This is a genomic window from Paenibacillus sp. SZ31 (genome assembly GCF_012912005.1).
In the GTDB taxonomy this organism is placed as follows: domain Bacteria; phylum Bacillota; class Bacilli; order Paenibacillales; family Paenibacillaceae; genus Paenibacillus.
Genome location: NZ_JABBEA010000002.1, coordinates 34,933 through 61,209, shown reverse-complemented (window position 1 = coordinate 61,209; position 26,277 = coordinate 34,933). Strand labels below are relative to the sequence as shown.

Below are 26,277 nucleotides of genomic sequence, written 5' to 3'. Positions count from 1 at the left end.
TGTAGGTCAAAAATGGCATAAAACCTTCCTGACTTTACCTATTCTAATAGACTTTCGACATAAAAACAATTCATATAATATGGATTCATACTATATCACATGTCACACATTCAGTAGTAAGTTGGAGGAACAGACAACTCTAATGACTTCTGCCTGCCCCTCCTTTGGATGATAGACGCTATTTACGTCAATTTTCTTAACAAATACAAACGGTATATTTTCCGCTTATCGAAACGCTCGCCTATCTTAGCAAATTGGTTTTGGCCAATTCAATAATCTCGTCCCCGCGTCCATTCAGCACGGCTTTCATCATCCATAAGGTGAATCCTTCCGCCTGTTTGATATCAATCTTCGGAGGTAAGGACAATTCCTGACGATTCACCACCACGTCAATCAGCACAGGACCCTCATGCTGGAGCGCACGCTGCACAGCCCCTTCCAGTTCATCCGGATCCTCAACCCGAATACCTTCCATACCCATGGCTTGAGCAACCATCGCAAAGTTGGGATTTACAAGCTCTGTTCCCGACTCCAGGAACCCGGCAGCTTTCATCTCCAGCTCAACAAAACCGAGTGCTCCGTTATTAAACACCACAACTTTAATCGGGAGATTATGCTGTTTCAATGTCAACAGATCACCCATCAGCATCGTAATACCGCCATCACCCGACAACGAGATGACTTGTCTGCCCGGATCAGCGACTTGGGCGCCAATCGCCTGTGGCAAAGCATTTGCCATCGTACCATGACTGAATGAACCGAGTAGCCTGCGATTGCGACTCATCTCGATATAACGGGCCGCCCATACTGTCGGAGTACCGACATCACAGGTGAAGATTGCATTTTCAGCTGCAGCATCACTAATAATCTTGGTTAGGTACTGCGGATGAATCGGCTTTTTACCAGGTTTTCCAACGGCCAGCTCGTCGAGATCTTTGCGTACTTTCACATAACGATCGACACTTTTACGCAGATGTTTATCACTGTGTTCTTCTGTTAGATAAGGAAGCAAAGTTTCAATGGTCGCTTTTACGTCCCCACATACGCCGTAATCCAGCTTCGTGCGCCGACCCAGATGGGAAGATTGAATGTCGACCTGAAGTACAGTGGCATCTTCGGGATAGAATTGACGATATGGGAAATCCGTTCCCAGCATCAGGAGTACATCACAGTCCATCATCGCATGATAACCGGACGAATACCCGATTAATCCCGTAAGGCCCACGGAATAGGGGTTGTCATACTCCAAATATTCCTTGCCTCGTAGCGCAATAACCATCGGGGATTTCAAGCGATCACAGAGCTGCATAAGGGGTTCCCGAGCGCCCGCGCAGCCTGCACCGCACAATAACGTAATTTTTTTGCCTTGATTCAGATACTCCGCCAGTTTCACGAGTTCTGGCTCAGAAGGATGTACCACTGGATTGGTTGCATGATACACATGCTCAGGCACAGGCAGATCCGCTGCTTCAAGTCCTGCTACATCCCCCGGCAATACAACGACAGACACACCTGAACGTGCGACTGCTGTCTGGATGGCCATCGTGAGGGAACGCGGCATCTGTTTTGCTGTCGTAATCACTTCACAATAATCGCTACATTCCTGGAACAGATATTCCGGATGTGTCGCCTGAAAATATTCACTGCCAATCTCGTCACTTGGGATATGTGCAGCAATAGCGAGTACAGGAACACGATTGCGATGACAGTCGTACAGACCGTTAATCAGATGCATGTTACCAGGACCACTGCTACCTGCGCAGACAGCGATACTTCCACTGACCTCAGCGTCTGCCCCAGCAGCAAATGCAGCCACTTCTTCATGTCGTACATGAATCCACTCGATCTTGCCCGAACGACGGATAGAGTCAAGTACCGCATTCAAGGAGTCTCCAACAATGCCATATATGCGTTTGATGCCAGCGTTCAATAAGGATTCAACCAGAACGTCCGCGACTGTTTTTTTCATAAGTAATGGGTCTCCTTTAATTGCTCATTTTGATTATGTTTCCACTCTGTTAATATACCTATTCTTATACCCCAATCTTCTGAAATCCGAACCAAATCATATGTATCTCTGGATATACGAAACGAAAAACCTGCCCCTTAAACCGTTATTTCAGGGTTAGCAAAATGCCAAAAAATCCGCTTGTCGAATGACAAACGGATTACGATTAAGCTAAATTTATTCATATTTCATGTGGATTCCTGAATCCAAAGAGTAACTAGATGGCAGGCATCACATTGCCGCCACTTACCGGGATATAGGCACCCGTGATAAATGAAGACAGATCCGAGGCGAGAAAAGCCACCGCATTGGCGATTTCCTGATCTTCACCCCTGCGCTTAAGCGGCACGGTACGCGTATATGCCTCATCATGTCCAGGCTCATTGGAGCGATCACGTTCACTAATCGTCCATCCAGGTGCAACCTGGTTCACGGTAATCTGATACTCGCCAACCTCCTTGGCAAGCACACGATACACACCATCCATTCCACGCTTACCAGCGGTGTAGGCCGACTGATGAGCGAAATTTTGCATCGCACATTCTGTATTGATGCCGATGAAGCGACCGGCTTTGACCGATTGCATATGAGGAATGAAAGCTTTGGCAAGATACACACTCTGCATGACACAAGATTCGAACTGGCTCAAGTAATCTTCAGGCGACTGCTCCAACACCGTGGTCCATTCATACTGAATGACTGCATTGGCAACAACGATATCCACTCCGCCGAGGACAGACTGGATTTCATCACGCATCCGAAATGCCGTATCCTGCTTCGTAATATCTCCCTGTACAATGACGGCCTGACGACCCAGTGCCTCAATCTCACCCTGAAGCTCCTGAGCCTTCGTATCATTATTTATGTAATGTAGAGCCAGATTGGCGCCACAGGCTGCCAACGTGCGGGCGATCACTCTCCCCAGTTGACCGGTCGCACCTGTAACCAGAGCCGTTTTTCCTGTGAGATCCAATTGCATAACAGCGTAAACCTCCGTAAATTCAATTTAATCGAAAACGATTTCGTAATTGTGTGTTTCTCAACACTAATGAACTTCATCCAGAGGGATATACAGTATTAGGGATATACAGCATTATTCAATGCTGTATATAGTAATTCAACTTGATTCCCTATATGTGGCGATTATTTATTATTATGTTGAATAAGATCAATTTCCTGGAAGCGACTAACTTCCTTTTCCCAACGCTCTGCTACATATTGACGGTGAACCGGGTGATTGTTGTATGCATCATACGCAGCCTGATCCGCAAAGACCATCGAGAAGCTGTAATCGAATTCATTTTTCTCACTTACCTGTCTCAGAACCTGAAACTGCTCTACCCCAGGAATAACTGCAAGTGCATCGGAACTTTCCTTCAAAAAGGCTTCTGCCTCCGGTGTATCTTTACCTGCGTAAAGTGTAAACGTTACCATATGTGTGATGCTCATCTCTATTTCCTCCTCCAATATGTTCTTACTCTGTTTCCTAGTGTACATCCGAATGTGTTGTAAGCGCAATAATTGGTTGAATTAATTTTTAATGTACACAAAAAAACCTCAGAACGAATCCCGAGGTTTTTTTGTAATGTATGGACAAACTATTTGTTGATGTTGTATTTACGGTTAAATTTATCAACACGGCCACCGATATCCACGTTTCTTTGTTTACCAGTGAAGAACGGGTGGGATGCGGAGCTAGTGTCCACACGGATTACTGGGTAAGAGTTACCGTCTTCCCATTCCATAGTTTCGTTAGAGAACTTCGTGGAAGAACTCAGGAATTTGAAATCAGCACTTGCATCGTAAAAAATTACGAGTTGTGTCTTTGGATGGATGTCAACTTTTGGCATAATCTATTTACACTCCTTTAATATGGGTACTTCTTTAGAATCAAACTAAATTTTATTATACTCTTTTTTTGTACAAAGTACCAGCAGGATTTGAGGAATAGCAAAAAAAATTATGATTTCTATGATTTTGCACCGAATCAGGTGTCACGCCGTCCCTTTCTCCAGTACATTCAGCATGTACTCCAAAGCCTCCAGCTCATCCCTGCCTCTTGTCTGTAATCTGATAACACTACCATATCGAATGGGAAGTAACGCCATCCCAAGCAGGCTTTTGACATCTACTCGATGCTCATGCTCAGACTCCATATACGACAAGATAATATCCGAGGTAAAACGTGATGCTTGAGAAGATACCGACATCAGATCATCCCGATGAAAATCAGCGTGAATCATAAATCCATGTACTCTCACAACTTTCAGTTCCTTTCGCTAAGTACTTGTTCACCTAAGAGATGTGTATCATTTTATATATTAAAATCTGCATGGATTATACCATGTTATAGGAGCTTGACTATCCCTTTATTTTGCAAAAAAACAAAAAAAGAGTCCTGAACTCCAGGACTCTCCCAGTATGGTCTTATCTGCCGTTCGGATATACCATGACCTTGAGACTGCCACTCTTATTGTGCAAGGCACGCTCCATCGCCTGCTGTGTCTCTTCCAGAGAATAACGATCTGTAATCAGAGACATCACGTCATGTTGACCAGAGCTCAGGAATTCAATCCCTGCAGGATACGTGTTGGCATATCGGAATATCCCATAGATATCAACTTCATTGTCTGCGATAAAGGGAACATTAAGTGCAATCTCGTCCTGTGCCGGCAGGCCAACAATCGCAAGCTTGCCTCCACGTCGAAGTGAATACAGAGCGGATTGTAGCGCCTTCGGATTCCCCGCTGTTTCCCATGCAGTATCGACACCCACACCGCCTGTTAACTCGCGAATCACAGCCAGCGCATCTTCATTCCGCACGTTAATGGTATGGGTGGCACCCATGCGGCGAGCCGCTTCCAGCCTAACTTCCTCCAGATCCGTAACAATGATCTTCTCTACGCCAAATGATTTTGCAGCTGCAACAGCCATCAGTCCAACGGGCCCCATCCCCATAATCGCAAGAGTCGTACCCGGAGCCAGCTTGCTCCGGCGAGCCGCGTGAATCCCAACGGAGAATGGTTCATTCATGGCTGCTTCCTCATAGGATAGATCATCGGGAATCGGGAATACCATATCTTCGCGTATCGTCATGTATTGTACAAATGCCCCGTCCACCGGAGGAGTCGCCAGAAACTGTACATCAGGACACAGGTTATAGCGACCTTCCTTGCATGCCGTGCAACGTCCACAGGTGACCCCAGGCTCAATGGCAACCCGGTCTCCTATTTTCAGACGTGATACATTCTCGCCAACTGCAGCAATCATCCCCGCACACTCATGTCCCAGAATGATCGGTTTCTCCACCACAAATCTGCCGATGCGTCCATGTTCAAAATAATGCACATCTGATCCGCACACGCCTACCGCCATCACCTGAATTAACACCTCATCCGCAGCCGGTTGCGGGACGGGTTGTTCCTCAATAATGATGTGTCCTGGCTCTGTCATGACAGCAGCTTTCATGGTCTCGGGCAATTGATGTTGTCCCATACGTATCTCCTCCTCATGTATGTCCATGCTGTCTATTGTACATCAAAGAAAACAAGGTATCTTCTTACTTCCTAATTACCAAGTTCATCTGCATCCGCAATTCCACTCAATAGATTGTTCGACCCTGTTCATCCGCTATGCCGCTCTTGCGATAGAAATACGTATTGATCATGTCCCGCCATTCCTTCGCATGTTCGGCCTGATTGTCTTGTAATGAAGCAACTTTGCTGAAGATAACCGGGTCCACTTTTCCCTCCAGCTGTCTCCATGTCTCGGCTAACGCCTCTGCCTGCACAGCACCTTCAAAGTGTGTATCATAAATATGCTGAATGACTGTCTTACCCGAATGCAGAAGATGGGTGTACGGCACGTGATGGAAAAATAAGATCAACTCATCCGGACAGGTGTCCAAAGACTCATAACGATCAGCATTCTCAGGGTGATACTGCGAGGTATACCCTGTGCCGCTCTTAACGGTTCGATCTACACCAATGCCATGACAATCGGCAAAGTGATACGTTCCCCATTTGGAATACTCATATCCATCTACATTCGGCCCATAATGATGCTCCGGGTTAACCATCCAACCTACACCGAGAGGTGCCGTATAATTTTCATAGATATCTAGCGAATTCAAAAGCATATCCGTAACCTGCCGCACGACCTCGTCCTCATGTCCAAACGTCAGTCTCACCCACTCATCGGCAATCTCTTCCGCGGACAGCTCTGGATTCCACGCAAGTCTGCCATATCCATACAGATTGGCCTGCGCGAGAGGATGTCCTGTCCAGCAAGCATCTGCACCAATATTGGATACTGCGGCGAAGCCACTATAAGGTCTTTTATAGAGAGAACCGTCCGCGATTCGCTTGATCTCTGAACCTTCGCCTTTGGCGTATGTGTCGAAGTCCAATACTTCTTTCCACTGGGGAACCAGATAACATAGATGACGCTGCTGCCCGGTATACTCTTGCGTAATCTGAAACTCAATGACCTGATTCGTATTTTCCATGGCGCCGAAGAGTGGGGATACCGCTTCTCTCACCTGAAAATCCATCGGTCCATTCTTGATTTGCAAAATGACATTGTCGGCAAACCGCCCATCCAGCGGCGTAAAGTGGTCATACGCTGCACGTGCACGGTCTGTGGAACGATCCCGCCAGTCCTGCTTGCAGTTATAGACAAAGCAGCGCCAGATGACCAATCCACCGAATGGACGAAGGGCTTCAGCCAGCATGTTGGCACCCTCGGCATGATCACGATTATACGTGAACGGTCCCGGACGATTCTCGGAGTCTGCCTTGATCAGGTAACCGCCAAAATCCGGAATGGCTGCATACACCTTGGCCGTTTGGATGTTCCACCATTCCCGTACCTGCGTATCCAGCGGATCTGCCGTATGCAATCCACCAATCTCGATTGGACTTGCGTAGTTAGCGCTCAAGAACAGTCGAATGCCATAGGCTCTGAATTCAGCGGCGACCTTCGCCACATCACCCAAGTAACGTTCTGTCAGGAACAGACTCTCGTGCCGATGTACGTTGACATTGTTGATCGATATGGCATTGATCCCCGTAGAAGCGAGCAATCTTGCGTAATCCCGGATACGTCCCAGGTCCTGCGTGAATTCCCCATTATCATAGAAAATGGAGTTCCCTGCGTAACCACGCTCAATGCTGCCATCCACGTTATCCCACTGATTAATCATCCGTAGCGCATTGGTTGGCTGCTCGGTAATAAAACTCCACTTGCCGGCAGCTTCATCCGCTTCGCTGCTACTATCTTGATCCAGTGTCAGCTCTCGCAGCAGATGGAATGTACCATACAACACTCCTTGGGGAGTCTCTGATCCAATGACCAGTACACCTTCTGCCTCGTCCCTGCGAATGATATAGCCTTCCCCTTGCACAGCAGAGCGCTCGGTTTCGCTAAACGTTTCGGCTACAGAATGGCTTCCAGCCCAAGTGCCTATCCGGATTGCAGAAGCCTGCTCGTTCCGCTCACTAGCTTGAACAGCAGTCAGCTGACCGACCGTCGGTTTCACCCCATATAACTTCTCCAGTCCCTGTGAGAGTTCCGTCAGAGCTGTCGTAATGATCTGATGATTCTCTTCCGCCAAGATCAGCCTGCTCCAGAGCGGAGCTGTCCTCTTGGCAAATCCATTCGTTCCTGACAATGTGGAGTGATACCCCAGCCATGCATCGTATTGTGGACCTGACAGACCCGATTGAACGACGGATTGGCTCATTGTACCGCCTCCTTGCTGGCATAGATCTGAGCAAGGCGATTTCCCTTACCTTCGAGTAGCCATAGAATGGACGTTACACCACGCGGATAATACTTGCTGCCAACCGCCACACCAGACAGGATCTGGTCACTCCAACACCAGTAGGATTCCTCCGGATGCAACAGCCAGTTGACATGAGCCGCGTCTGCTGCCTTGCCTGTCTCATCCCATTCCACACCAAGCAGTTCTCTAGTGATAAATTGGGACAGATAGATTTTGCTCAGCCACGAGTTATTGCTTGTTGAGGACAGTTTCCAGCCTCCATCTTCGAACAGACAAGTCCCAGGTACAAGAACCGTTTTCAGATGGGTTTGGAGTGCCTTCAGGTAAGGTCCAAAACGACCATTGACATCCAGTGCTGCTTCACAGCCTGTAAAGTAAGGGAACACCAGACCTTCAATCGCAGGAATAATTCGGGAATCATTATTTTCTGCAATCACAGCCGGAATGTAGCCGCCATCAGTCATCTGTGCAGCGATACTGGCAGCGCAGCGATCGGCTTGACGCCCTGCTTGATGTGACAGTTCCGCCAATTTCTCGGCCGCGAACAGCTTCTCCAACGCAACATAGACCGCCCAACATTTACCTGCAAGATAGATATTATTACGAGACTGCCCAAGTGACACATCCAGACTGTCATAGGTTGTAATCTCCGCTCCACCCTGGGTGCGGCTGCTATCTAGACCCATTAGACCGTTCCGCTGCTCTGCGTCGGGATGGTCCCGATTAAGCATGCTTTCGAAGCAATCGCGAATAACAGGCAACATGTCTTTCACAAACGCTGGATCCTGTGTCTGTTCGATGTACACCGTCGCACAACAGAGCCAGTTCACCAGTTCCTCGTGGCTCATCTGTGAGAAGCAGTCGTCAATACCAACTAACTCATACGCTGAGTGTCCAGGACGTGAGAACACATTGGCTACACCAATGTCATGGGTAAACGTAATTCCGCCCGGATATAACTTCTCTTCCCCCGGAAAACGAACCTGATCCGTATAACTGTACCGTTTTACAAACCATTCCAGCTCATTCCGCACCGTCCAGGGATTCAAGGCAAGCTCGAAGTACAGCTGATCAGCCGTCAGATCAAGTGTGTTCATCATTCGATACTCCCCTTCGTTCACCACCCAGAGTGGCTCGCCATCGGCATCCAACAGTTGAGTGCTGGCATAATAGCTGTGGATGGAATGAGCAAGCATGAAGGATTGATCTTCGCTCAAAGCAGCCGTTCCAAGGCGTTGTTCAACCTCTGCACAAGAAGCGGTCAGTTCACTGAAACGTTGCAGGGCATACTCTCCTGCCGCCTGGATGTCTGCAAAATACCGCGTATACCAATACGTCGTATCCATTCCAGTCGTCACAATACCCCCACGATAGAAACATACTGCGAATTGGTATGTACGTTTCTCTCCAGCAGGTACCTCCATCAGTAATGCCGCAGTTCCGCCAAGTCCAAAAGCCAGATTCTCCCGATGCTTCTCCTGTAAGAGCTTCTCCAACGTAAATCCGCGCGCAGGCCATAGTCCATCATCTGCCGACATAATGGCTGTAAGCCGACCTTGTCCAACACCTGTGATGGAGCCACCTTCTGGTCCTCCAATTAGACGCATCGCAGAATACGGATCATTGCCCTGATAGCCAAAGTAGGCTTTCCGTGGTTGTTGACCTTGCGTATTGTCAATCGTCATCTCTACCAATACGGCGGGTACGAGTGCATCCATTAAGGCTTCACGATCCCCACTCGTTGGATCTGGTACGGGTCGGACAGGCGAGTAGATACGGAACGTCAGATCTCCCGCAGTCCACGTATCCGTACCTGAGGTGAATTCACGGGTAATATCTTCATCACGAAAAGCCGTAATAAGAGGTTGTGGATCCTTTGACGCAGTCGTCGACGGAGCCGTATCCAACTTTTTCTCCGTATTTACGGATGTCTGTGCCTGATCCCCATTCTCTAACTTCTCTACATCATAGCGGCTGCTTTCATCCTCGGAAGTTTCATAAAAAGGAAGTGCCTGATAATTGTCTCCATCGCGAGATTGTAATCCAATATATACATTTTGGTCTGCCGGCTTGCCGAGTTCCAGACCCAGCCCGCCCTTGGCTCCTTTGTATCCCAGTGTAAAACTGGCAAAAGCACCAATCGGTGCGTGATGTGCATTATAAAAGATGGATTTGGATGTGCTCATGAATCATAACCCCTCTCAGAATGGTATGCATACGTTTTCATTAGCCCCATCCTAACACGTGGTTCTACCTCAGACCATGATCAAATCAATCGGATATTTACCCAAATCAAGCTAATAGACTATAATGAATTAAAGCGGTTACAAAAAAGAGTTTATTAATAGTAATAGTTCTCATAAGCTAAACCAATCATTTCATTTGATAATAGTGAGAGTTCGAGAAGAGCCGTTTCCAAGCGGGCTTTTTTTGAGCAACCTCTATAAGGGGGATCTTCCATGTCTTCAACGTTCTTGCCTCCCGATTTGGGAGAAAGTGTCCATGAAGTTTTTTACCCAGATGTGCAAACAACGGTCAATCTGTTCGCCATTCATTTGCGAAGTGTCGGTACAGACTGGGATTACCCGGCGCATGAGCACCCTCAATATGAATTGAATTATGTCACGGAAGGCGAGCAACGCATGATGGTGAATGGTACCCTGTATATTCAAAAGGCTGGCGAACTGCTCCTGATTCCTCCGGGAAGCATTCATTCGAGCCAGAGCCATAACAGCAAGGGATTCACGTATTTTTGCATGCACTTTGACATTGATGATCCGTTGTTCCTATCATTGCTGGCGCGCATCAAACAAGTACGATTCAATGCGGATAGTCCGGTTACGCAGCAGATTGAGCCTGTTTTGCGCAAATTAATGTCATCCGCGGATGATGAAACAGCAAGTACGATGGTTCAGCGTATGCAGCTGCAATCTGCAGTATTTGAACTATTCGGACATCTGTGGGAGGCGGTCTCGCAAGAGGCAGTGCAATGGTTTACGGATGGACACGAGAAGATTGAACTCGCCCATCGGATTCGCAATCGATTGCAAGGCCTGATGAGTCAGCAATTCAAACAGGGACACGAATCGGACGGACACTATGGCATTGATGATATTGCAGCAGAACTGGGGATCAGCTCTTCACACTGTAATCGTGTCTTCAAGCAGGTATTCGGTCAGTCTCCCCGTGCTGTGTTATCCCAGTTGGTTTTGCATGAAGCGAAGCTTCTTCTGGGCAATCCGAAGCTGTCTGTTCAAAATATTGCGGTCATGCTTGGTTACAAGGATATTGCCCATTTCAGTCGTCAATTCAAGCGTTGGGCCGGCATGTCGCCATCCCGTTACCGACAGGAACAGCCTGCTCTGGAATGAGGTCCAGTAGCAGGCTGTTTGGCTTGATTCAACATTTTGCAAAATTCGATTCGAGATAAATCTCTGTATTTATATGAAATGCTTATTTCAACAAACGCTTAATCAACTTCAGCTTGTTATCGTAAGGTGGATACAGAATCGGCAGATTCAATTTTGTGCTTTTTTTCAGGACACTTTTGAGATGAGAGAAGGTTTCGAAGCTGTACTGCCCATGATATGAGCCAACACCTGAATGACCAACACCGCCAAATGGCAGACGTGGGTTCGCTACATGCGTGATGGTATCGTTAATGCATCCGCCGCCAAATGAAACTTCGCGCAGCACTTTGTCCTGAACTTGGGTGTCAGAAGTAAATAGATACAAGGCAAGTGGTTTCGGCCGTTTTACGATCTCTACAATGGCTTCATCGAGGTTACGGTAGCTGATGATCGGTAGAATCGGTCCAAAAATCTCATCTTCCATCGTTGCTGCATCCCAGGATTCCGCATCAATCAAAGTAGGTTCAATGAATCGATCTTCCTCATCCGATGCTCCTCCATATATCACTTTGGCCTGATCCCGTTCAATTAGCGTCGTCAGACGTTTAAAATGTCCCTTGTTCACGATACGCCCATAGTCCTTGTTATGTTGGATATCTGAACCAAAGAAAGACACAATTGCTGTTTTCATCTCCGTAACTAACTGTTCCTTCACACGCTCATGCACGAGTAAATAGTCAGGTGCGATACAGGTCTGTCCTGTATTGAGCAGTTTACCCCATATGATGCGCTCCGCAGCTACTTTGATATCGGCCTGTTCATCCACGATGACTGGGCTTTTACCTCCCAGTTCCAACGTAACGGGAACCAGATTTTTGGCAGCTGCCTCCATCACAATCTTGCCAACCGGTACACTGCCTGTAAAAAAGATATAGTCGAATGGTGCGTTAATCAGTGCAGTCGTTGTGTCTTTGGCACCGTCAAGTACCTGCACGTATGCCGGTTCGAATACGGTCGCGATCATTTCACGTACAACAGCAGACACCGCAGGTGTATTCTCTGAGGCTTTGAGCACGGCTGTGTTTCCTGCCGCAATAGCGCCTACCAATGGTTCGATCAAGAGTTGAAATGGATAATTGAAAGGTCCGATGATCAGAACGGACCCATAAGGTTCGGGTATAATCACACTTTTGGAGCCCAGGAGTGCCATTTGCGTTTTGACTTTAACGGGTTTCACCCATTTCTTCACTTTACGAATGGTGTGTGTGATGCTGTCCATCATAAATCCGATCTCGGTTGTGTAGGATTCGAACTCACTTTTGCCCAAATCCTGATAAAGGGCTTCTGTCAGTCTGGACTCATACTTTTGAATCGCCTGCTTCAGTTGGGTCAGACGGGCAATTCGAGCTTCTGCCGATCGTGTGACCCCGGAACGAAAGAATTGTCGTTGCTGCTCCAAAATCTCTTCAACTTCCTGACTGGTTACTTCCTGTATCGTCGATGTCATATATGCATACTCCTCTACTTATTATTGATTAAACGTTTAAACTTACGAACCTATAAGACACATGCAAAAGCATGTTGTATCACCATTCATCTACAGACACTCTTCTTCCAAAGCAGCTACCAGTTCCTTCAACAGTTCCACCGATGCATTCAATGAAGCCGAATAATAGCGCTGTGTGCCCTTCTGTTCCACAGATATGAGCCCCTTCTCTAACAACAGCTTGAGATGGTGAGATATGGCTGGCCGGGATAGGCTGGATTGTTCGGTAATTTCATTCACCGTCATTCTGCCCTTCTCGGTAAGTGTCAGCAAAATGGATTGACGATGGTTGTCACTTAACACCTGAAATAACGGAATACAGGTTTGAAAAACGCTAATTGCTTTTTGTCCCATGGTTTCACCTCTGTACTATTCTTCGTATATTGTTCTCTATTCGATGTCTGTTGGTTTAAACATTCGAACCTAATGATTGAATTGTACTCTCTACTATCTTGAACTGCAAGTAAATTATCAAATAAGTTCAATACAATAGCGATAAAGCGCTTCCATACTACCATACAAGTATGGTAGTATGTCAATGAAGGAGTTGAAGTTGTGGAATATACGCCAAAGTTATCATCCAAAGCCGGTTTGTCGCCTGCTGCGAACAGTCTGTCTTCCATGAACAAGCAGTCTTCCTCAGCCCGGGATGCGGTGTACGTCACGCTTAAAAAGCTGATTTTGAGTCTGAAGCTGCCTCCGGGAACAGCCATTTCAGAGAAGGACATTTCGCTGGAGTTCCAGGTCAGCCGGACACCCGTTCGAGAAAGTTTTGTGAGACTTGCCCAGGAAGGTTTGCTGGAAGTGTATCCACAGCGTGGCACATACGTCTCCCTGATCCAACTCGATCTGGTTGAGGAAGCACGGTTCATGCGTGAACAGCTCGAACGAGCCGTAATCAGACTCGCCTGTGAGAACTTTCCTGACGAACAGATGGTGGCACTTGAACAGAATCTTGCACGTCAACAGGAATGCAGAGTCAATCCGGATGATGAACGAATGTTCCAATTGGATGAGGAATTCCATAGCACTCTTTTTGCAGGCTGTAACAAAAGCAACACCTGGACTGTCATCCAGCAGATGAATGTGCATTTGAATCGCAGTCGCATGCTTCGCCTGTCCTCGGATTACCAGTGGGATCATCTGATCGAACAGCACAGGTCCATGGTCCAGGCTATACAAGAGCATGATGCCCAGACGGCAGAGCGACTAATGCAGGAACACCTGCATTTAACTGTGACCGATTTGGCTGTCCTGCAGGATACATATCCATCCTATTTTCAATGACTGAATTCTTCTTACTACTATTCATGATGAGGTGAACGTGATGAGAATGGTGTTTCGCTGGTTTGGCGAAGGCAATGATACGGTAACACTGGATCACATCCGGCAGATTCCGGGTGTTGAAGGTATTGTGTGGGCGCTGCACGATGTTCCTGCTGGCGAGGAATGGCCGATGGACAAAATACTCGCTGTCAAAGCGGCAGCAGACAAGGCCGGGTTACATCTGGATGTCGTTGAGAGTGTGAACATCCATGAGGATATCAAGTTGGGCCTGCCATCAAGGGATAAATACATTGCAAACTACATTAAAACGATGGAAAAACTGGCTCAGGTGGGTGTAAAGGTCATCTGTTACAACTTTATGCCGATCTTCGACTGGCTACGTACCGATCTTCATAAGGAGATGGAAGATGGCTCCACTGCTCTCTTCTATGAGAATAGCAAGATTGAAAATATTGAACCGCTGGAGCTGGTTCGACGCATTACCGAAAACTCCGCACTCACCATGCCAGGTTGGGAACCAGAACGATTGCAGTATTTAACAGGTCTGTTCGAAGCTTACAAGGATGTGACCGAGGAGCATATGTGGGAGCACGCGCGTTATTTCCTGCAAGAGATTATTCCTACAGCCGAACGGCTGGGGATTCGAATGGCCATCCATCCGGATGACCCGCCATGGCCAATTTTTGGATTACCGAAGATTATTACGAGTCAGGAGAATGTTCGCAAATATCTGAATCTTTATGATAGCCCTTACAATAGCGTGACGTTGTGCAGCGGCTCTTTGGGAGCGAATGCTGATAATGACATTATCGGGATGATTCACGAGTTCAAGGATCGGATTCCATTTGCACATATTCGTAATGTCAAAATCTATGATAACGGCGACTTTATCGAAACATCACACCGCAGCCAGGATGGAAGCGTCGACATTGCGGGGGTTGTTGAGGCTTATCACGATATCGGTTATGAAGGTTATGCGAGGCCCGACCACGGTCGTCATCTCTGGGGAGAACAATGCCGACCTGGTTATGGACTCTATGACCGGGCTTTAGGAATCATGTATCTGTGGGGCGTCTGGGATTCCTTGCAAAGGAGGACAAAAGCATGAGTGAACGTCAATATGAACGCTCATCTCGTCTCGAAGGCAGAACGGCTGTAATCACCGGTGGTGCTGGAGTACTCTGCCGCTCCATGGCGGAAGAACTTGCTCGGCACAGTGCAAGTGTAGCCATCCTGAACCGCACCGTGTCCAAGGGTCAGGAGGTTGTAGCTGCAATTGAAGCTGTCGGTGGCCGAGCGATTGCTATCGCCTGTGACGTAACCCAGGCCGATAGTGTGCAAGCAGCGGCAGATACGGTGCTGGAACAGCTTGGGCCCTGTGATATTCTCATTAATGGCGCTGGTGGCAATAACGCCAGTGCTAATACTACGAATGAAATATTCAGATTGGAAGATCTGGAACAGAGCGACATCACGACGTTTTTCGATGTGAGTGTAGAGGGATTTCGGCAGGTGATGGATCTGAATTTTGTCGGTTCTCTCATTCCCACTCAAATCTTTGCAAGACATATGATTGAGCGTGATGTTCCGGCAACGGTCATCAATATTTCTTCCATGAGTGCCCCGTCGCCCATGACTAAAGTTCCTGCGTACAGTGCTGCCAAGGCAGCGATTAACAACTTCACGCAATGGCTCGCCGTTCATCTGGCTGAATCCGGTATTCGTGTCAACGCCATTGCACCCGGGTTCTTCCTGACCGAGCAGAACCGTAATCTATTACTGCAACCAGACGGCTCTCCGACGGAACGTTCCAGTAAAATTATTGCGCATACGCCCATGCGCCGCTTCGGTAAGCCGGAGGATCTGCTGGGCACATTAATGTGGCTTGCGGATGAAAGACAATCCGGCTTCGTCACTGGCACAGTCATTCCGGTAGATGGCGGATTTATGGCATATTCCGGTGTTTAACGATTAACGTGTAAATGAATCAGTTCAACTAATATAGGTGATTAATGAAACCGAAGCTTGGGATACTTACCCAGGTTTCGGTTTTTTGCGTTCAAGCATAAGATCATCCAGCGTAGGAAAAGCTTGTTATAATACGTGTTCAAAAGCAAACTTTTTAAACAACCTCTTAATAGAACTACGGTGAACTAAAGGAAGGTGATACATATATGATGGAAGAAACATGGGTTGTTGCCGTACGGTCTATTATTGCCTTTCTAACCCTGATCATCTACACAAGGGTGCTGGGCAAGCAGCAGATGGGTAACTTGACGTATTTTGATTACATTAACGGTATCACAATCGGTTCCATTGCGGGTACGTTTGCAACCGATCTCTCGTCCAAGGCGTGGATTCATTTTGTGGCCTTGACCATTTTCACAATCATTACGATCATCTTTCAGTATATTACGCTGAAAAATCGCACCATCTCCAAACTGATGGACTCTGATCCCACATTGATCATCCAGAACGGTAAAATTCTCGAACAGAACCTGAGTAAAATGCGAGTCAAATTTGATGAGTTGACCATGATGCTACGGCAAAAGGATGTATTTGATATTACGACTTTGGATTATGCGATTCTGGAACCGGACGGCAGCCTTTCGGTTGTTTTGAAACCTGAGAATCAACCGGTAACCGCGAAAGACATGCATATGCACCCGCCCAAGAGCAAGCTGATGACCGAGATTATTATTGATGGCCTGCTGATTAAGCAAAATCTGGAGGAAAGAAACAAAGATACTAACTGGCTCAGTGAGCAGCTGAAAAAGCAAAACATTACGATACAGGATATCGCTTTTGCCGCCATATTACCCAATGACAAATTGTATGTGGATCTGTTCAAGGATAAGATCACCGAAAAAATCGATATGGGCGATTATGAGGGGCCTTTCTAAATTCTCTACATGAAGGAGGCGGTTGAATGAAAACGCGTTTCTGGCTGCTATATGTGCTTCCGATCTTCCTCATTCTTGTATTCGTTGCGATTATGGCTAGCGGAGCCTTTCTCAAAAAGCCCTTTGGTACCGATGATCGCTTGCTTGAATCAGTACAAATGTTGGAGAAACAGGTCGAGGGCCAAAACTGGACTGAAGCCAAGACTCAAATCAATTATGCAATGCAGGCTTGGGATAAAATCGTCAACCGCATTCAGTTCAGTGTGGAGCGTGAAGCGATTTATGATATTCTGGGGACCCTTGCTCGCATGAAGGGCGGCGTTGCAGCAGAGGATGATAAAGCGATTATGGAAGAGATTTATTACTTTTATGTATTATGGGATAATCTTGGTGATTAGGTTCAATGTGTTCAATATCAGACTTTAATATCAGATGTACGTCCAAAAACAAAAGGCACTTTCCCTTTATGAAGAAAGGAAGTGCCTTCTTTGCTTTTACATAACTCTAAATCCGTTACGCTCTTCGTAATCCCCGAGATCGTGGCGATCGCGAAGTACCTTCTTTGCGGAAAAAGAGAGTGAGCGCTCTGTTCGCACACCACAGTGCAAACAAAGCGAACAGTGTACCCCAGAACAGCGCGGGAAGGAACGTCTGTTGAGCGAGATTCGCTGCATCCCCTGCCCGTGAAGGCTGAGTCCAGGACATAAATCCAACGTATACAGCACTAACAACGGACTCTTCCAGTGTAAGAAACGCCAGTAACAGATAATAGAATTTTACGATCTTGGCGCCAAAAATCATAATGACCACATTCAGAACGATGAACCCGGTCAACCATAACATGCCGAACTCCCCTCTTACATACAACAGGAGTGACACCAGAGCTACAGCCGTCATAATCCCAAGTCCCCACATATGCAAGCCTTTGCGGTATAAGTAGAACAATAGCCAGGCGAACAGTGATGCACTGATATATCCCGCGAGAGAAACCAGGATCGATCTACCTGGCGTCAACATGGACGAATAGGTCACGCCGCTATGATCAGCGTACAATTCAATCCGCAGCACTTTACCGGACAATACCAGTGTCATTAGTGCATGACCGAATTCGTGAATCATCGTATCCAGGTTACGGAACAAGGACGAGAATGGAATGAATCGTGTTAGAAAGACGGAGCCTAGTAGAAAAAGTATCGTTTTGACCCACTTATTCAATCGTGCCATACCTCCTTTACCTTCAAGTAAACAATCAATTAAACAAGCCTATCCTTTATACTACGCTTTTTTCACTCGATTCGTTTCGGCTTCCAAACTGTAGGGCACAGTGCTCCATCCACCAGCAGAAGCTTCGATTGTGTCCAATGAAAAAAGAAGACAGATCATAGCGGCCCTTTTCGGCCTCTAACGTAACGAGCAGTCGATTCCGCATCCGACGGAGAGCATAGTGCACGAATTGATCTGCAACCTCACTTTGTATCAGGGTAACATAAGCATAAAGGGAATGATCAACAGGTTCATCAAGCGGACTCACCCCTGCACATGAAAATTCCGTCCTCACGCCCGCACTCTGAAGTATGGACAATGCCTTCACGAGTTCGGCATCGACTTCAACACCGTTCCAAATCTCTGTTTTCTTCGCGGAAACCATATGTTTGTCACGTTCCGTCCAGTGCATCAGCTCCAGCTTGCGTCGTCTCCACAGATGAGCAGGCTGTTCACTTAACAGCACTTCAGGTTCCTCATTTAAACTCATGCAATGTGTCCTCCTGTTCTCCTCGATCCGGTCACCTTATTCAACAAAGAGAGAGCACATCACTGTGCTCTCTGCTTTGCAAAAAGGCAAAGGAATGGCGATCCATTCCTCAGCATGTTGTATTATTGTACCTTTTTCGGTGAGAGGCATCAAATCGATCTTTTATTATTCGTTCAGCGCCAGTTTCAGAGCCTCCAAATTTTGTCTCATCACGCTGATGTAGTCCATTCCCGCCGCGATCTCTTCCTCGGTAAGTCCCTCAATCGGGTTCAATACGGCCGTTTTGGCTCCCACTTCACTTGCGATCGTCTCAGACACTTTGGATGAAACCAATGTTTCGAAGAAAATGGTCTTCACCTGATGCTCTTTCGCAAAATCAATGACAGATGCCATCTGTGCTGCCGAAGGTTCTTGCTCAGGAGACAATCCTGCGATGGGTACCTGTTGCAATCCATATTCCTTGGCAAGGTAGCCAAATGCAGCGTGTTGTGTGATGAAATCTTTACGTTTGCTATCCGTCACAGCCGCCTTGAAGTCCTGATCCAGTGACTCCAGTTGAGCAATGTAAGCATCTGCATTCTGCTTGAACTGTTCAGCATGTTCCGGGGCAGCCTGCGCCAAACCTGCTTCAATATTGCGCACTTCCTTTACAGCCAATGCAGGTGACAGCCATACGTGGGGATCGAGTCCACCGTGATCGTGATCATGTCCTGCTTCTGCCTCTGCGTCATGATCATGGTCGTGTTCTTCCGTAGTCGCTTCATCCGCATGATCGTGATCATGTGCTTCCCCAGCGGATTCATCGGCATGGTCATGCGTATCCGTTCCATCGGAATCTTCATGTCCATGATCATGCTCATCTTCTGTACCTTCAAGCAGGTTAATTCCTTTGCTCGCTTCCACCTGAATGAGTGAAGCATTGCTCAGACTTCCGGTGACCTGATCAATCCAAGATTCCATGCCCGCACCGTTGTATACAAGCACGTCCGCTTTTTCAATGCTGGCAATATCTTGTGGTGTGGGCTCCCAATCATGAGGCTCCATTCCTGCTGGAACGAGTGTATGCACATCGGCCAGATCACCTGCCACATTTTTGGTGAACTCATACATCGGATAGAAGCTGACCTGCACGTTTAATTTAGCTGCTTCACTCTCTACGGGTACCGTATTACCGGCACCCGTAGAACTTGTATTTGCATCAGAAGCGGATTTTTGTCCGCAGCCTGCGACGATAAGTGTGAGACTGAACAACAATCCGAGCGTAGCTTTTTTACTGAATTTCATGTGATGTATTCCTCCTAGAATGGTTGACCAGAATGACGTGCTGTGATTTCGTTTGTTTACGGTGACGCTTGCGGTTATATCGTGCAATCAGCTTTTGCGCTGATATTCCAGTCAATAGGATGACCAACAGGATGAGCGCAATTGTTCCTCCCGGTGGTGTATTTAGATGGTAAGATGTTGTGAGCCCGCTAAAAATACCAATTAATCCTGTAATTACCGCGACAACAATCGCTGCTGTAAAACTGCGAGACACTCTCAGTGCCAAGGCAGCAGGCAATACAATGAGAGCAGACACCAGCAACACACCGACGATCGGCATGGCTGAAGCTACAGTCATTCCTGTCAGAATGGCAAATGCAAACGATAACCCTTTTACCTGAACGCCTCCAATGGAAGCTGTCTCTTCATCAAAGGTAAAGCTATAGAGCGGTCTCCGGAGTAAGATGAAAAAAAGTAAACCAATGACACATACACCTGCCATCATCCACAACTGAATATCGCTAACCGCGACAATAGATCCGAATAAGTATGAGCTGAAGGTTTTGGACAGATTGGTTTTAAGACTCATCAACACTACAGCAAGAGCCAGTCCCGAAGTCATGATGATCGCCACAGGTACCTCGCTGTAGGTTCGGTAGCTTCGCCGTAGTTGTTCAACCAGTAATGCACCGATAATTGCAATGGCGAATCCGCAGATCACGGGGTTAAGATTCATGACCGAACCGAGCGCAACCCCTGCCAGTGAGACATGGGATAACGTGTCCGCCATAAGGACCTGCCGCCTGAGCATCAGATAGACCCCAAGAATTGGAGCGATGACTCCAATCAGTCCACCTGCCCAGAAGGCACGTTGCATGAATTCGTACTCAAACACTGCCATTCCTCACTTTCTTGCCGCTCCAGAGTAATCGTTCGGTCCAATCGATCTCCCATCTCTTCCAGTCCATGAGTAACCATAATAATCGTTAACCCATGAACATCAGCATAGTGGCGCATCAGATTGTAAAACCCTTCACGGCTGTGGCGGTCCATTCCCGTTGTTGGCTCATCCAATACTAGAACCTGCGGTTGCCCAGCCATAGCTCTGGCAATACAGATCCGCTGCTTCTGTCCACCAGACAGCTCACCGACGCGTGTATTCCGATATTCCCACATACCAACTTCCCGCAGACTGCGTTCAACGATGGCATCCTGCTCTGCTGTGAATCTGCGGAATAGTCCCAGCCTGGTGTAACACCCGGACCGGACCAGCTCATTCACCGTACTGGGAAATCCACTATTGAACGATGCAACCTGCTGGGGCACGTAACCGATATTGGACTTGTTCCCACGTTTCAACTGCGGATTCATATGTATCGTGCCGCTCCAGGGCTTCAATAGCCCTAGCAGCAGCTTTAACAGGGTCGTTTTGGCAGAACCATTGGGACCTGTGATGCCTATGAACTCTCCCACATGGATATCCAGCGACAGTTGATCAATGACCGGCTCTTTGCCATATCCGAATACAACATCACGCATGGAGGATAATATCATGCCTTTCCCTCTTTCCGTAAATATTACGATTTAAAAATAACAAAAAAATTTAGCGTGTTTCCCGGTGGATCGTCATTTTCTTCAAACGTGGGGAATACTTCTTCATCTCAAGTCTCTCTGGATGGTTGCGTTTGTTCTTGGTAGTTGTATAGTTGCGGTCCCCGCACTCGGTGCAGGCTAAGGTTACAATGACTCTCATGGTTGTTGCCTCCTCTTATTTAATCGTAATAATTACTATTTAATGATATTAGCCTATGCTTTTTCTTTTGTCAACTCCATATCTGCGAAAGTAAAATTTTGTATGCACATTATAATTACATATGATATACTGCTTTGGTATCATTATACTTTACCTACGGAGGAACTAGATGAAGATCAAAAAATCAACTTTTATTGGGTCATTGGTAGCATGCAGTTTGGCTTTCGGTGCCCTCGGTGTAGCAGCTTCAAACGGAATTCAAGATATTGAAGCAGCACTCGACAGCAACATTAGCTTTAAAGTAAACGGTTTGTCTTGGACACCCAAGAATGAAGCCGGAGACAAACTGAATGCACTGGTATATGACGGTGATGTTTACCTGCCTGTAAGTACCACAGCAGAAGCGCTGGGAGCCAACGTATCTCTGAATGTTAGCAACAAAGTTGTAAGTATAACTAATTCAGGTAGCGGTAAGTCAAGCAGTTCGAGTAGTAATAACAGCAGTACAGGTACCAAAGGTTCTGAAGATTCAAGTAAACCAAGTAGTTCAAGTAACTCAAGCACTTCTGGCTCAATCAAGATGACTGGAACTGACGCTCAGATGATAGTCAAATTGCAAAAAGAATCTTTAACATTGATCAAAATGTATGGTAAAGCACTTAAAACAGGTAGCACTAGTGAATTTGATAAATACATAGATGCTAAAGTTATTGAAAATCCCGAGATCGACATTTTTGATCTGGGTAAGCAATCCCAGAAAGATAAATTTAAGACTACAGTCAAAGGTATCATTGCAGCAAATGATAAAAAAACGCTGACTAAATATGCAGATCAGTTGATTAACATTAAATCATCTGATTTTAAAGTGATTGCAATGAACGATAAAACCAAAACAAGACACAGTTACAAAGCCATTTATTATCCACAAGGATGGACGGGTTCCTATGGAGTGTACCTTACCTTTGTGTTTAGTCCGCAAAAAAGTGGCAACGGTGATTTTTATCTTGGCGATTTGTCCTTCAGCTAAAGTCCTTAATGCAATATAATCATTGATCTTCAGGGGCACTAGTACACTTGAAGATCTTTTCTTTTCACTTCAACTCCACTCCGGAAAAGGATCTTTCAATTCGCGCCAGTTCATCAACATCTCTTCCTCCGTAAGAAGGGTCTCATCCAATGTACGTTCAATTTCAGCCCTATCCATGTCAATGCCGATAAATACTAATTTGGTTACCCGGTCGCTCCACTCATCATCCCAGTCCGGTATGCTAGGCAATGTATCGCCAAAATGAAGTTGCCTTTCCTCCTCACTCATCGCACCTACCCATATTCCTGCTGGCGCAAGCTGCTTTGATGTACCTGCGTGACTGAAAGAGATTGCCATATGGTTCCTTGTTGCCAGCCACATCAGACCTTTGGATCGCACGATGCTATCTGGATATTTCGCAATCCAACGCAGCAACCGTTCCGAGTGGAATGGACGTTTTCGATGATAGACAAATGAATGAATTCCATATTCTTCAGTCTCCGGGGTATGTTCCTCTTTCATTAATTCGCGGATCCAACCCGCGGACTGGCTTGCTTTTTCAAAATCAAAACGTCCCGTATTCAATATCTCTCTCGGATCAATCTGCCCATGTGTCGTGCGAATAAGCTTGGCCTCCGGTTGCATCGCGTGTAGTGCCTTTTCAAGCTTCGTCAGTTCTTCCTCCGAGACCAGATCACATTTGTTCAGAATCAGCACATCACAGAATTCCACCTGATCCGTCAGCAGATGAACGATTCCGCGAACATCGTCCTCCCCCGCTTCCTGTCCACGATCCTTCAGTGTTTCTTTGGAATAAAAATCACGCCAGAACTGGGCAGCATCGACAACCGTAACCATCGTGTCGAGACGGGTGAATTTCGTCAAATCAATGCCGAGTTCCTCATCGATATACGTAAACGTCTGCGCAACAGGTACCGGCTCACCAATACCCGTGGATTCAATCAATATGTAGTCAAAAGAACCATCTAACGCCAGCCGCTCGACTTCTTTCAACAGATCCTCTCTCAATGTGCAGCAAATGCAACCATTAGACATCTCCACCAGCTTCTCATCAATGCGCGATAACCCTCCACCATCTCGTATTAAACCCGCATCGATGTTAACCTCACTGAGATCATTGACGATAACAGCAACCCGCATCCCCTCGCGGTTATGAAGCACATGATTGAGCAGTGTCGTTTTGCCTGCACCCAAATATCCACTAAGTACGGTTACTGGAACCCGATTTTGAACCTGTTGATCTGACATTTCTTCTTCCTCCACTCTGTTTAAGTCGCGAATTTAATCGTAATTATTACTATTAAGGACGATCAATCCGAACTATACCGCAGTTTTCTTTGGGTTGTCAACTCTAAAATGATGAAGAATCTTGATTAATCGTAAAAATGTTGATTAGAACATAGGAATGATGTATGTTGCCGCACGTACAAGCATATATTTTAGCAAAGTCCTAGTTGTGGAGGTCTGTTTCATGAAAATGGCAGCCAATCTGAAGCTCCTGTCCTTCCTGATCCCTTGTGCATTTCTTGTTCCCGTGTTGATCACAATGGCTCCAGACTTCAAGGAAGCATGGAACAGTGAAGCTTTGCAAAATATGAAAACCGTATTCATAGGTATTTTCCTTGAAGCCGCACCTTTTCTGCTCATGGGTGTTTTATTGTCCTCACTCATGCAGTGGTTCGTATCGGAAGAGATGGTACGCAGACTAACGCCCAAGAATCCGATCGGCGGTGTGCTGGTCGCAGGGCTGCTCGGTATTATTTTTCCCATTTGTGAATGTGGCATGATCCCGGTCGTGAGAAGGTTGATGCACAAAGGCATGCCAGCCTATATCGCAGTGACGTTCATCTTGAGTGGTCCCGTAGTCAATCCCATCGTATTTACGGCAACCTTGCTCGCCTTTCCCTCCCATCCTGAGATTACCATTGCCCGTATGGGACTGGCCTTTGCCGTAGCAGCTTCCATAGGCATGCTCGTGTATGTGTTTGTTCGTCGAAATCCCCTTCGGATGCCAAAGGTCGCAGTGACAGAGGTCAAGACACATCCCGGGTTTAAAATGGCGCAACCTCATGCTCATGCACACGCAAATGCTCATGATCATAACCATGTGAAAAACTGGCGTAGCTTCTTCATTCACGCCGGAGATGAATTTGTCGATATGAGCAAATATCTGGTGATCGGTGCCTTGATTACAGCCTGCATCCAGACATTCATTAGCCGCAGCGATCTGATCTCACTTGGCAATGGTCCTGTCGCCTCTTACGTGTTCATGATGGGCTTTGCTTATGTACTGTCTCTCTGCTCCACTTCTGATGCATTTGTGGCTTCTGCATTCTCACATACGTTTGCACTTGGGCCGCTGGTATCCTTCCTTGTGCTTGGTCCAATGTTGGATTTCAAAAGCACCCTGATGCTGCTCTCGACCTTCCGTACCCGGTTTGTTATAGGTCTAAGTCTAGCCATTATCACCCTTGTCTTTGCCGGCTCGTGGTTGATTAATCTGCTGGTATAAAGGTTAAGCAAATTACTTCATGACCTGAATGGTTAATCACTTGAACTTTCATCCTGACGATTAATAGAGATGAGGTGATGATATGAACCACACTGTATATACGATGACAAAAGCCCCTGTTCCAAGATCACACATCATTCAATGGCATAACCTGATCCGTGCGGTATGGATCGGCGGTCTGGCGGTGTACATTATTCACTTGAATTCAAGTGATTCGCTTCATTATTATTTGGCGCCGACCATGCAAAAACTGCTGTTATGCTGCCCTGTTCCCTTATTGTTTATTGCCGTTATTATGGCGTGGCATGGACTGTTCAGTAGAAACGAGGTTCATTGCGACTGTGAGCATCCTCCGCCTTCCGGGTTCCTTCGTAGTTCAATGGTATATGGTCTGATCGCTATACCCTTATTGCTGGGTTTTTTGTTACCTGATCGGGCTCTCGGCAGCTCCATGGCCAGTCAGAAAGGTATGTCTCTCACCTATGCTCCTCCCGAGATTCGTCGGAAAGAACCGTTACCTGATCCGGCAACGCAATTGAATGTACAAGATCTTACACAACAACCAACGGTTGTTCAGTCTGCATCGGCCACCAAAGTACAATTCATTCCCCCAGACGAGTATAGCCGCGAATTTGCTGAACTGGCGGAGAAGTTGTATGCAGAACAGGTCATTCGAGTCTATCCCGAGATTTTCTCTGAAACCCTCGGCACGATTGATATGTTCCAGCGACAATTTGCAGGCAAAGATATCTCCTTAACCGGGTTCGTTTATCGGGACAAAAGCATGGATCATGAATCACATTTTGCGCTGGGTCGATTTCTCGTCATGTGTTGCCCCGCAGATGCGGCTCCCTTTGGCGTGATGATTCACATCCCCGAAGCGGATAGCTTCCCTACAGACAGCTGGGTGCAAATCGATGGCAGCATCGGCTCTGCACAGGTGAACGGTAAGGATACGATTGAGATTCGAGCAACAAAGGTGACACCTGTATCCGAGCCATCCACGCCTTATATTTATACTAGTGCGGATTCGGTGATGGCGTATGAGAAAATAAAGAGCAATTAATCG

Annotated in this window: 26 protein-coding genes; 9 read left to right on the top strand and 17 right to left on the bottom strand. The window is 46.8% G+C overall.

All coding sequences use genetic code 11. The features are described from left to right. Positions 1 to 241: 241 nt before the first annotated feature. The 8 genes from poxB to HF638_RS04970 all read right to left on the bottom strand — a co-directional run bounded on the left by poxB (position 242) and on the right by HF638_RS04970 (position 9,979). Positions 242 to 1,969 carry a ubiquinone-dependent pyruvate dehydrogenase gene (poxB, locus tag HF638_RS05005; RefSeq protein ID WP_169479205.1) on the bottom strand — a complete coding sequence of 576 codons (1,728 nt, stop codon included), beginning with the start codon at positions 1,967 to 1,969 and terminating at the stop codon, positions 242 to 244. A 256-nt stretch (positions 1,970 to 2,225) separates the two neighbouring features. Continuing rightward, positions 2,226 to 2,987 (bottom strand): SDR family NAD(P)-dependent oxidoreductase, encoded by a 762-nt coding sequence (locus tag HF638_RS05000; RefSeq protein ID WP_169479204.1) that lies wholly within the window; start codon positions 2,985 to 2,987, stop codon positions 2,226 to 2,228. A gap of 164 nt (positions 2,988 to 3,151) precedes the next feature. Continuing rightward, on the bottom strand, positions 3,152 to 3,457 hold the full coding sequence (locus tag HF638_RS04995; RefSeq protein WP_169479203.1) for a Dabb family protein: 306 nt from the start codon (positions 3,455 to 3,457) through the stop codon (positions 3,152 to 3,154). 149 nt (positions 3,458 to 3,606) lie between these two features. Continuing rightward, on the bottom strand, positions 3,607 to 3,858 hold the full coding sequence (locus HF638_RS04990; RefSeq protein ID WP_062834756.1) for a type B 50S ribosomal protein L31: 252 nt from the start codon (positions 3,856 to 3,858) through the stop codon (positions 3,607 to 3,609). 144 nt (positions 3,859 to 4,002) lie between these two features. Continuing rightward, entirely contained in the window at positions 4,003 to 4,269 is a 267-nt protein-coding gene (locus HF638_RS04985) for an HPr family phosphocarrier protein (RefSeq protein WP_348982071.1), read from the bottom strand. A gap of 166 nt (positions 4,270 to 4,435) precedes the next feature. Further along, a complete protein-coding gene (locus HF638_RS04980; protein WP_169479202.1) occupies positions 4,436 to 5,503 on the bottom strand; it encodes an NAD(P)-dependent alcohol dehydrogenase in 1,068 nt (355 codons plus the stop codon). A gap of 106 nt (positions 5,504 to 5,609) precedes the next feature. After that, entirely contained in the window at positions 5,610 to 7,751 is a 2,142-nt protein-coding gene (locus tag HF638_RS04975) for an alpha-glucuronidase family glycosyl hydrolase (protein WP_169479201.1), read from the bottom strand. Continuing rightward, a complete protein-coding gene (locus tag HF638_RS04970; protein ID WP_169479200.1) occupies positions 7,748 to 9,979 on the bottom strand; it encodes a glycoside hydrolase family 52 protein in 2,232 nt (743 codons plus the stop codon). The genes HF638_RS04975 and HF638_RS04970 overlap by 4 nt, the downstream gene beginning before the upstream one ends. A 273-nt stretch (positions 9,980 to 10,252) precedes the next feature. Between HF638_RS04970 and HF638_RS04965 the strand changes: the two genes are divergently transcribed. Further along, positions 10,253 to 11,164, top strand: coding sequence for an AraC family transcriptional regulator (locus tag HF638_RS04965; protein WP_169479199.1), 912 nt, complete (start codon positions 10,253 to 10,255; stop codon positions 11,162 to 11,164). Positions 11,165 to 11,246: 82 nt separating this feature from the next. Here HF638_RS04965 and HF638_RS04960 read toward each other — a convergent pair whose 3' ends face one another. Continuing rightward, positions 11,247 to 12,650, bottom strand: a complete 1,404-nt coding sequence (locus tag HF638_RS04960) for an aldehyde dehydrogenase (protein WP_169479198.1) — start codon at positions 12,648 to 12,650, stop codon at positions 11,247 to 11,249. 90 nt (positions 12,651 to 12,740) lie between these two features. Further along, positions 12,741 to 13,043, bottom strand: a complete 303-nt coding sequence (locus tag HF638_RS04955) for an ArsR/SmtB family transcription factor (RefSeq protein ID WP_017688208.1) — start codon at positions 13,041 to 13,043, stop codon at positions 12,741 to 12,743. A gap of 267 nt (positions 13,044 to 13,310) precedes the next feature. Between HF638_RS04955 and HF638_RS04950 the strand changes: the two genes are divergently transcribed. From HF638_RS04950 to HF638_RS04930, 5 genes are all read left to right on the top strand, one after another. Continuing rightward, positions 13,311 to 13,976, top strand: a complete 666-nt coding sequence (locus HF638_RS04950) for a GntR family transcriptional regulator (RefSeq protein WP_169479644.1) — start codon at positions 13,311 to 13,313, stop codon at positions 13,974 to 13,976. Between the two features lie 40 nt (positions 13,977 to 14,016). Beyond that, positions 14,017 to 15,084 carry a mannonate dehydratase gene (uxuA, locus tag HF638_RS04945; RefSeq protein WP_169479197.1) on the top strand — a complete coding sequence of 356 codons (1,068 nt, stop codon included), beginning with the start codon at positions 14,017 to 14,019 and terminating at the stop codon, positions 15,082 to 15,084. Next, positions 15,081 to 15,944: an SDR family oxidoreductase gene (locus HF638_RS04940; protein ID WP_169479196.1), complete on the top strand. Its 864-nt coding sequence runs from the start codon at positions 15,081 to 15,083 to the stop codon at positions 15,942 to 15,944. Before uxuA ends, HF638_RS04940 begins: the two co-directional genes overlap by 4 nt. Before the next feature lie 206 nt (positions 15,945 to 16,150). Then, positions 16,151 to 16,879, top strand: a complete 729-nt coding sequence (locus HF638_RS04935; RefSeq protein ID WP_062834765.1) for a DUF421 domain-containing protein — start codon at positions 16,151 to 16,153, stop codon at positions 16,877 to 16,879. 26 nt (positions 16,880 to 16,905) lie between these two features. Beyond that, the gene (locus tag HF638_RS04930; RefSeq protein ID WP_169479195.1) at positions 16,906 to 17,277 is read left to right on the top strand and encodes a DUF4363 family protein; all 372 of its coding nucleotides are present in this window, start codon (positions 16,906 to 16,908) and stop codon (positions 17,275 to 17,277) included. Positions 17,278 to 17,392: 115 nt separating this feature from the next. Here the strand turns inward: HF638_RS04930 and HF638_RS04925 are convergent, their stop codons facing one another. The 6 genes from HF638_RS04925 to rpmG form a co-directional block, all read right to left on the bottom strand. Continuing rightward, positions 17,393 to 18,094, bottom strand: a complete 702-nt coding sequence (locus HF638_RS04925) for a M50 family metallopeptidase (RefSeq protein ID WP_169479194.1) — start codon at positions 18,092 to 18,094, stop codon at positions 17,393 to 17,395. Between the two features lie 55 nt (positions 18,095 to 18,149). Next, positions 18,150 to 18,632, bottom strand: a complete 483-nt coding sequence (locus HF638_RS04920; protein WP_169479193.1) for a hypothetical protein — start codon at positions 18,630 to 18,632, stop codon at positions 18,150 to 18,152. Positions 18,633 to 18,797: 165 nt separating this feature from the next. Then, positions 18,798 to 19,916: a metal ABC transporter solute-binding protein, Zn/Mn family gene (locus HF638_RS04915; protein ID WP_169479192.1), complete on the bottom strand. Its 1,119-nt coding sequence runs from the start codon at positions 19,914 to 19,916 to the stop codon at positions 18,798 to 18,800. Then, positions 19,903 to 20,796, bottom strand: a complete 894-nt coding sequence (locus HF638_RS04910; RefSeq protein ID WP_169479191.1) for a metal ABC transporter permease — start codon at positions 20,794 to 20,796, stop codon at positions 19,903 to 19,905. Before HF638_RS04910 ends, HF638_RS04915 begins: the two co-directional genes overlap by 14 nt. After that, complete coding sequence (locus HF638_RS04905) at positions 20,742 to 21,449, bottom strand: metal ABC transporter ATP-binding protein (protein ID WP_169479190.1); 708 nt, start codon at positions 21,447 to 21,449, stop codon at positions 20,742 to 20,744. The genes HF638_RS04910 and HF638_RS04905 overlap by 55 nt, the downstream gene beginning before the upstream one ends. 49 nt (positions 21,450 to 21,498) lie before the next feature. Then, positions 21,499 to 21,648, bottom strand: coding sequence for a 50S ribosomal protein L33 (gene rpmG, locus HF638_RS04900; RefSeq protein ID WP_036613813.1), 150 nt, complete (start codon positions 21,646 to 21,648; stop codon positions 21,499 to 21,501). A 169-nt stretch (positions 21,649 to 21,817) separates the two neighbouring features. On the opposite strand from rpmG, the gene HF638_RS04895 reads away from it, so the two are divergent. Next, positions 21,818 to 22,675 (top strand): stalk domain-containing protein, encoded by an 858-nt coding sequence (locus tag HF638_RS04895; protein ID WP_169479189.1) that lies wholly within the window; start codon positions 21,818 to 21,820, stop codon positions 22,673 to 22,675. Positions 22,676 to 22,744: 69 nt separating this feature from the next. Here HF638_RS04895 and HF638_RS04890 read toward each other — a convergent pair whose 3' ends face one another. Next, entirely contained in the window at positions 22,745 to 23,944 is a 1,200-nt protein-coding gene (locus HF638_RS04890) for a GTP-binding protein (protein ID WP_169479188.1), read from the bottom strand. Between the two features lie 223 nt (positions 23,945 to 24,167). On the opposite strand from HF638_RS04890, the gene HF638_RS04885 reads away from it, so the two are divergent. Together HF638_RS04885 and HF638_RS04880 are read left to right on the top strand one after the other, a co-directional pair. Next, positions 24,168 to 25,208 carry a permease gene (locus HF638_RS04885; protein WP_169479187.1) on the top strand — a complete coding sequence of 347 codons (1,041 nt, stop codon included), beginning with the start codon at positions 24,168 to 24,170 and terminating at the stop codon, positions 25,206 to 25,208. Positions 25,209 to 25,290: 82 nt separating this feature from the next. Next, positions 25,291 to 26,274, top strand: a complete 984-nt coding sequence (locus tag HF638_RS04880) for a TIGR03943 family putative permease subunit (protein ID WP_169479186.1) — start codon at positions 25,291 to 25,293, stop codon at positions 26,272 to 26,274. Positions 26,275 to 26,277 lie beyond the last annotated feature (3 nt).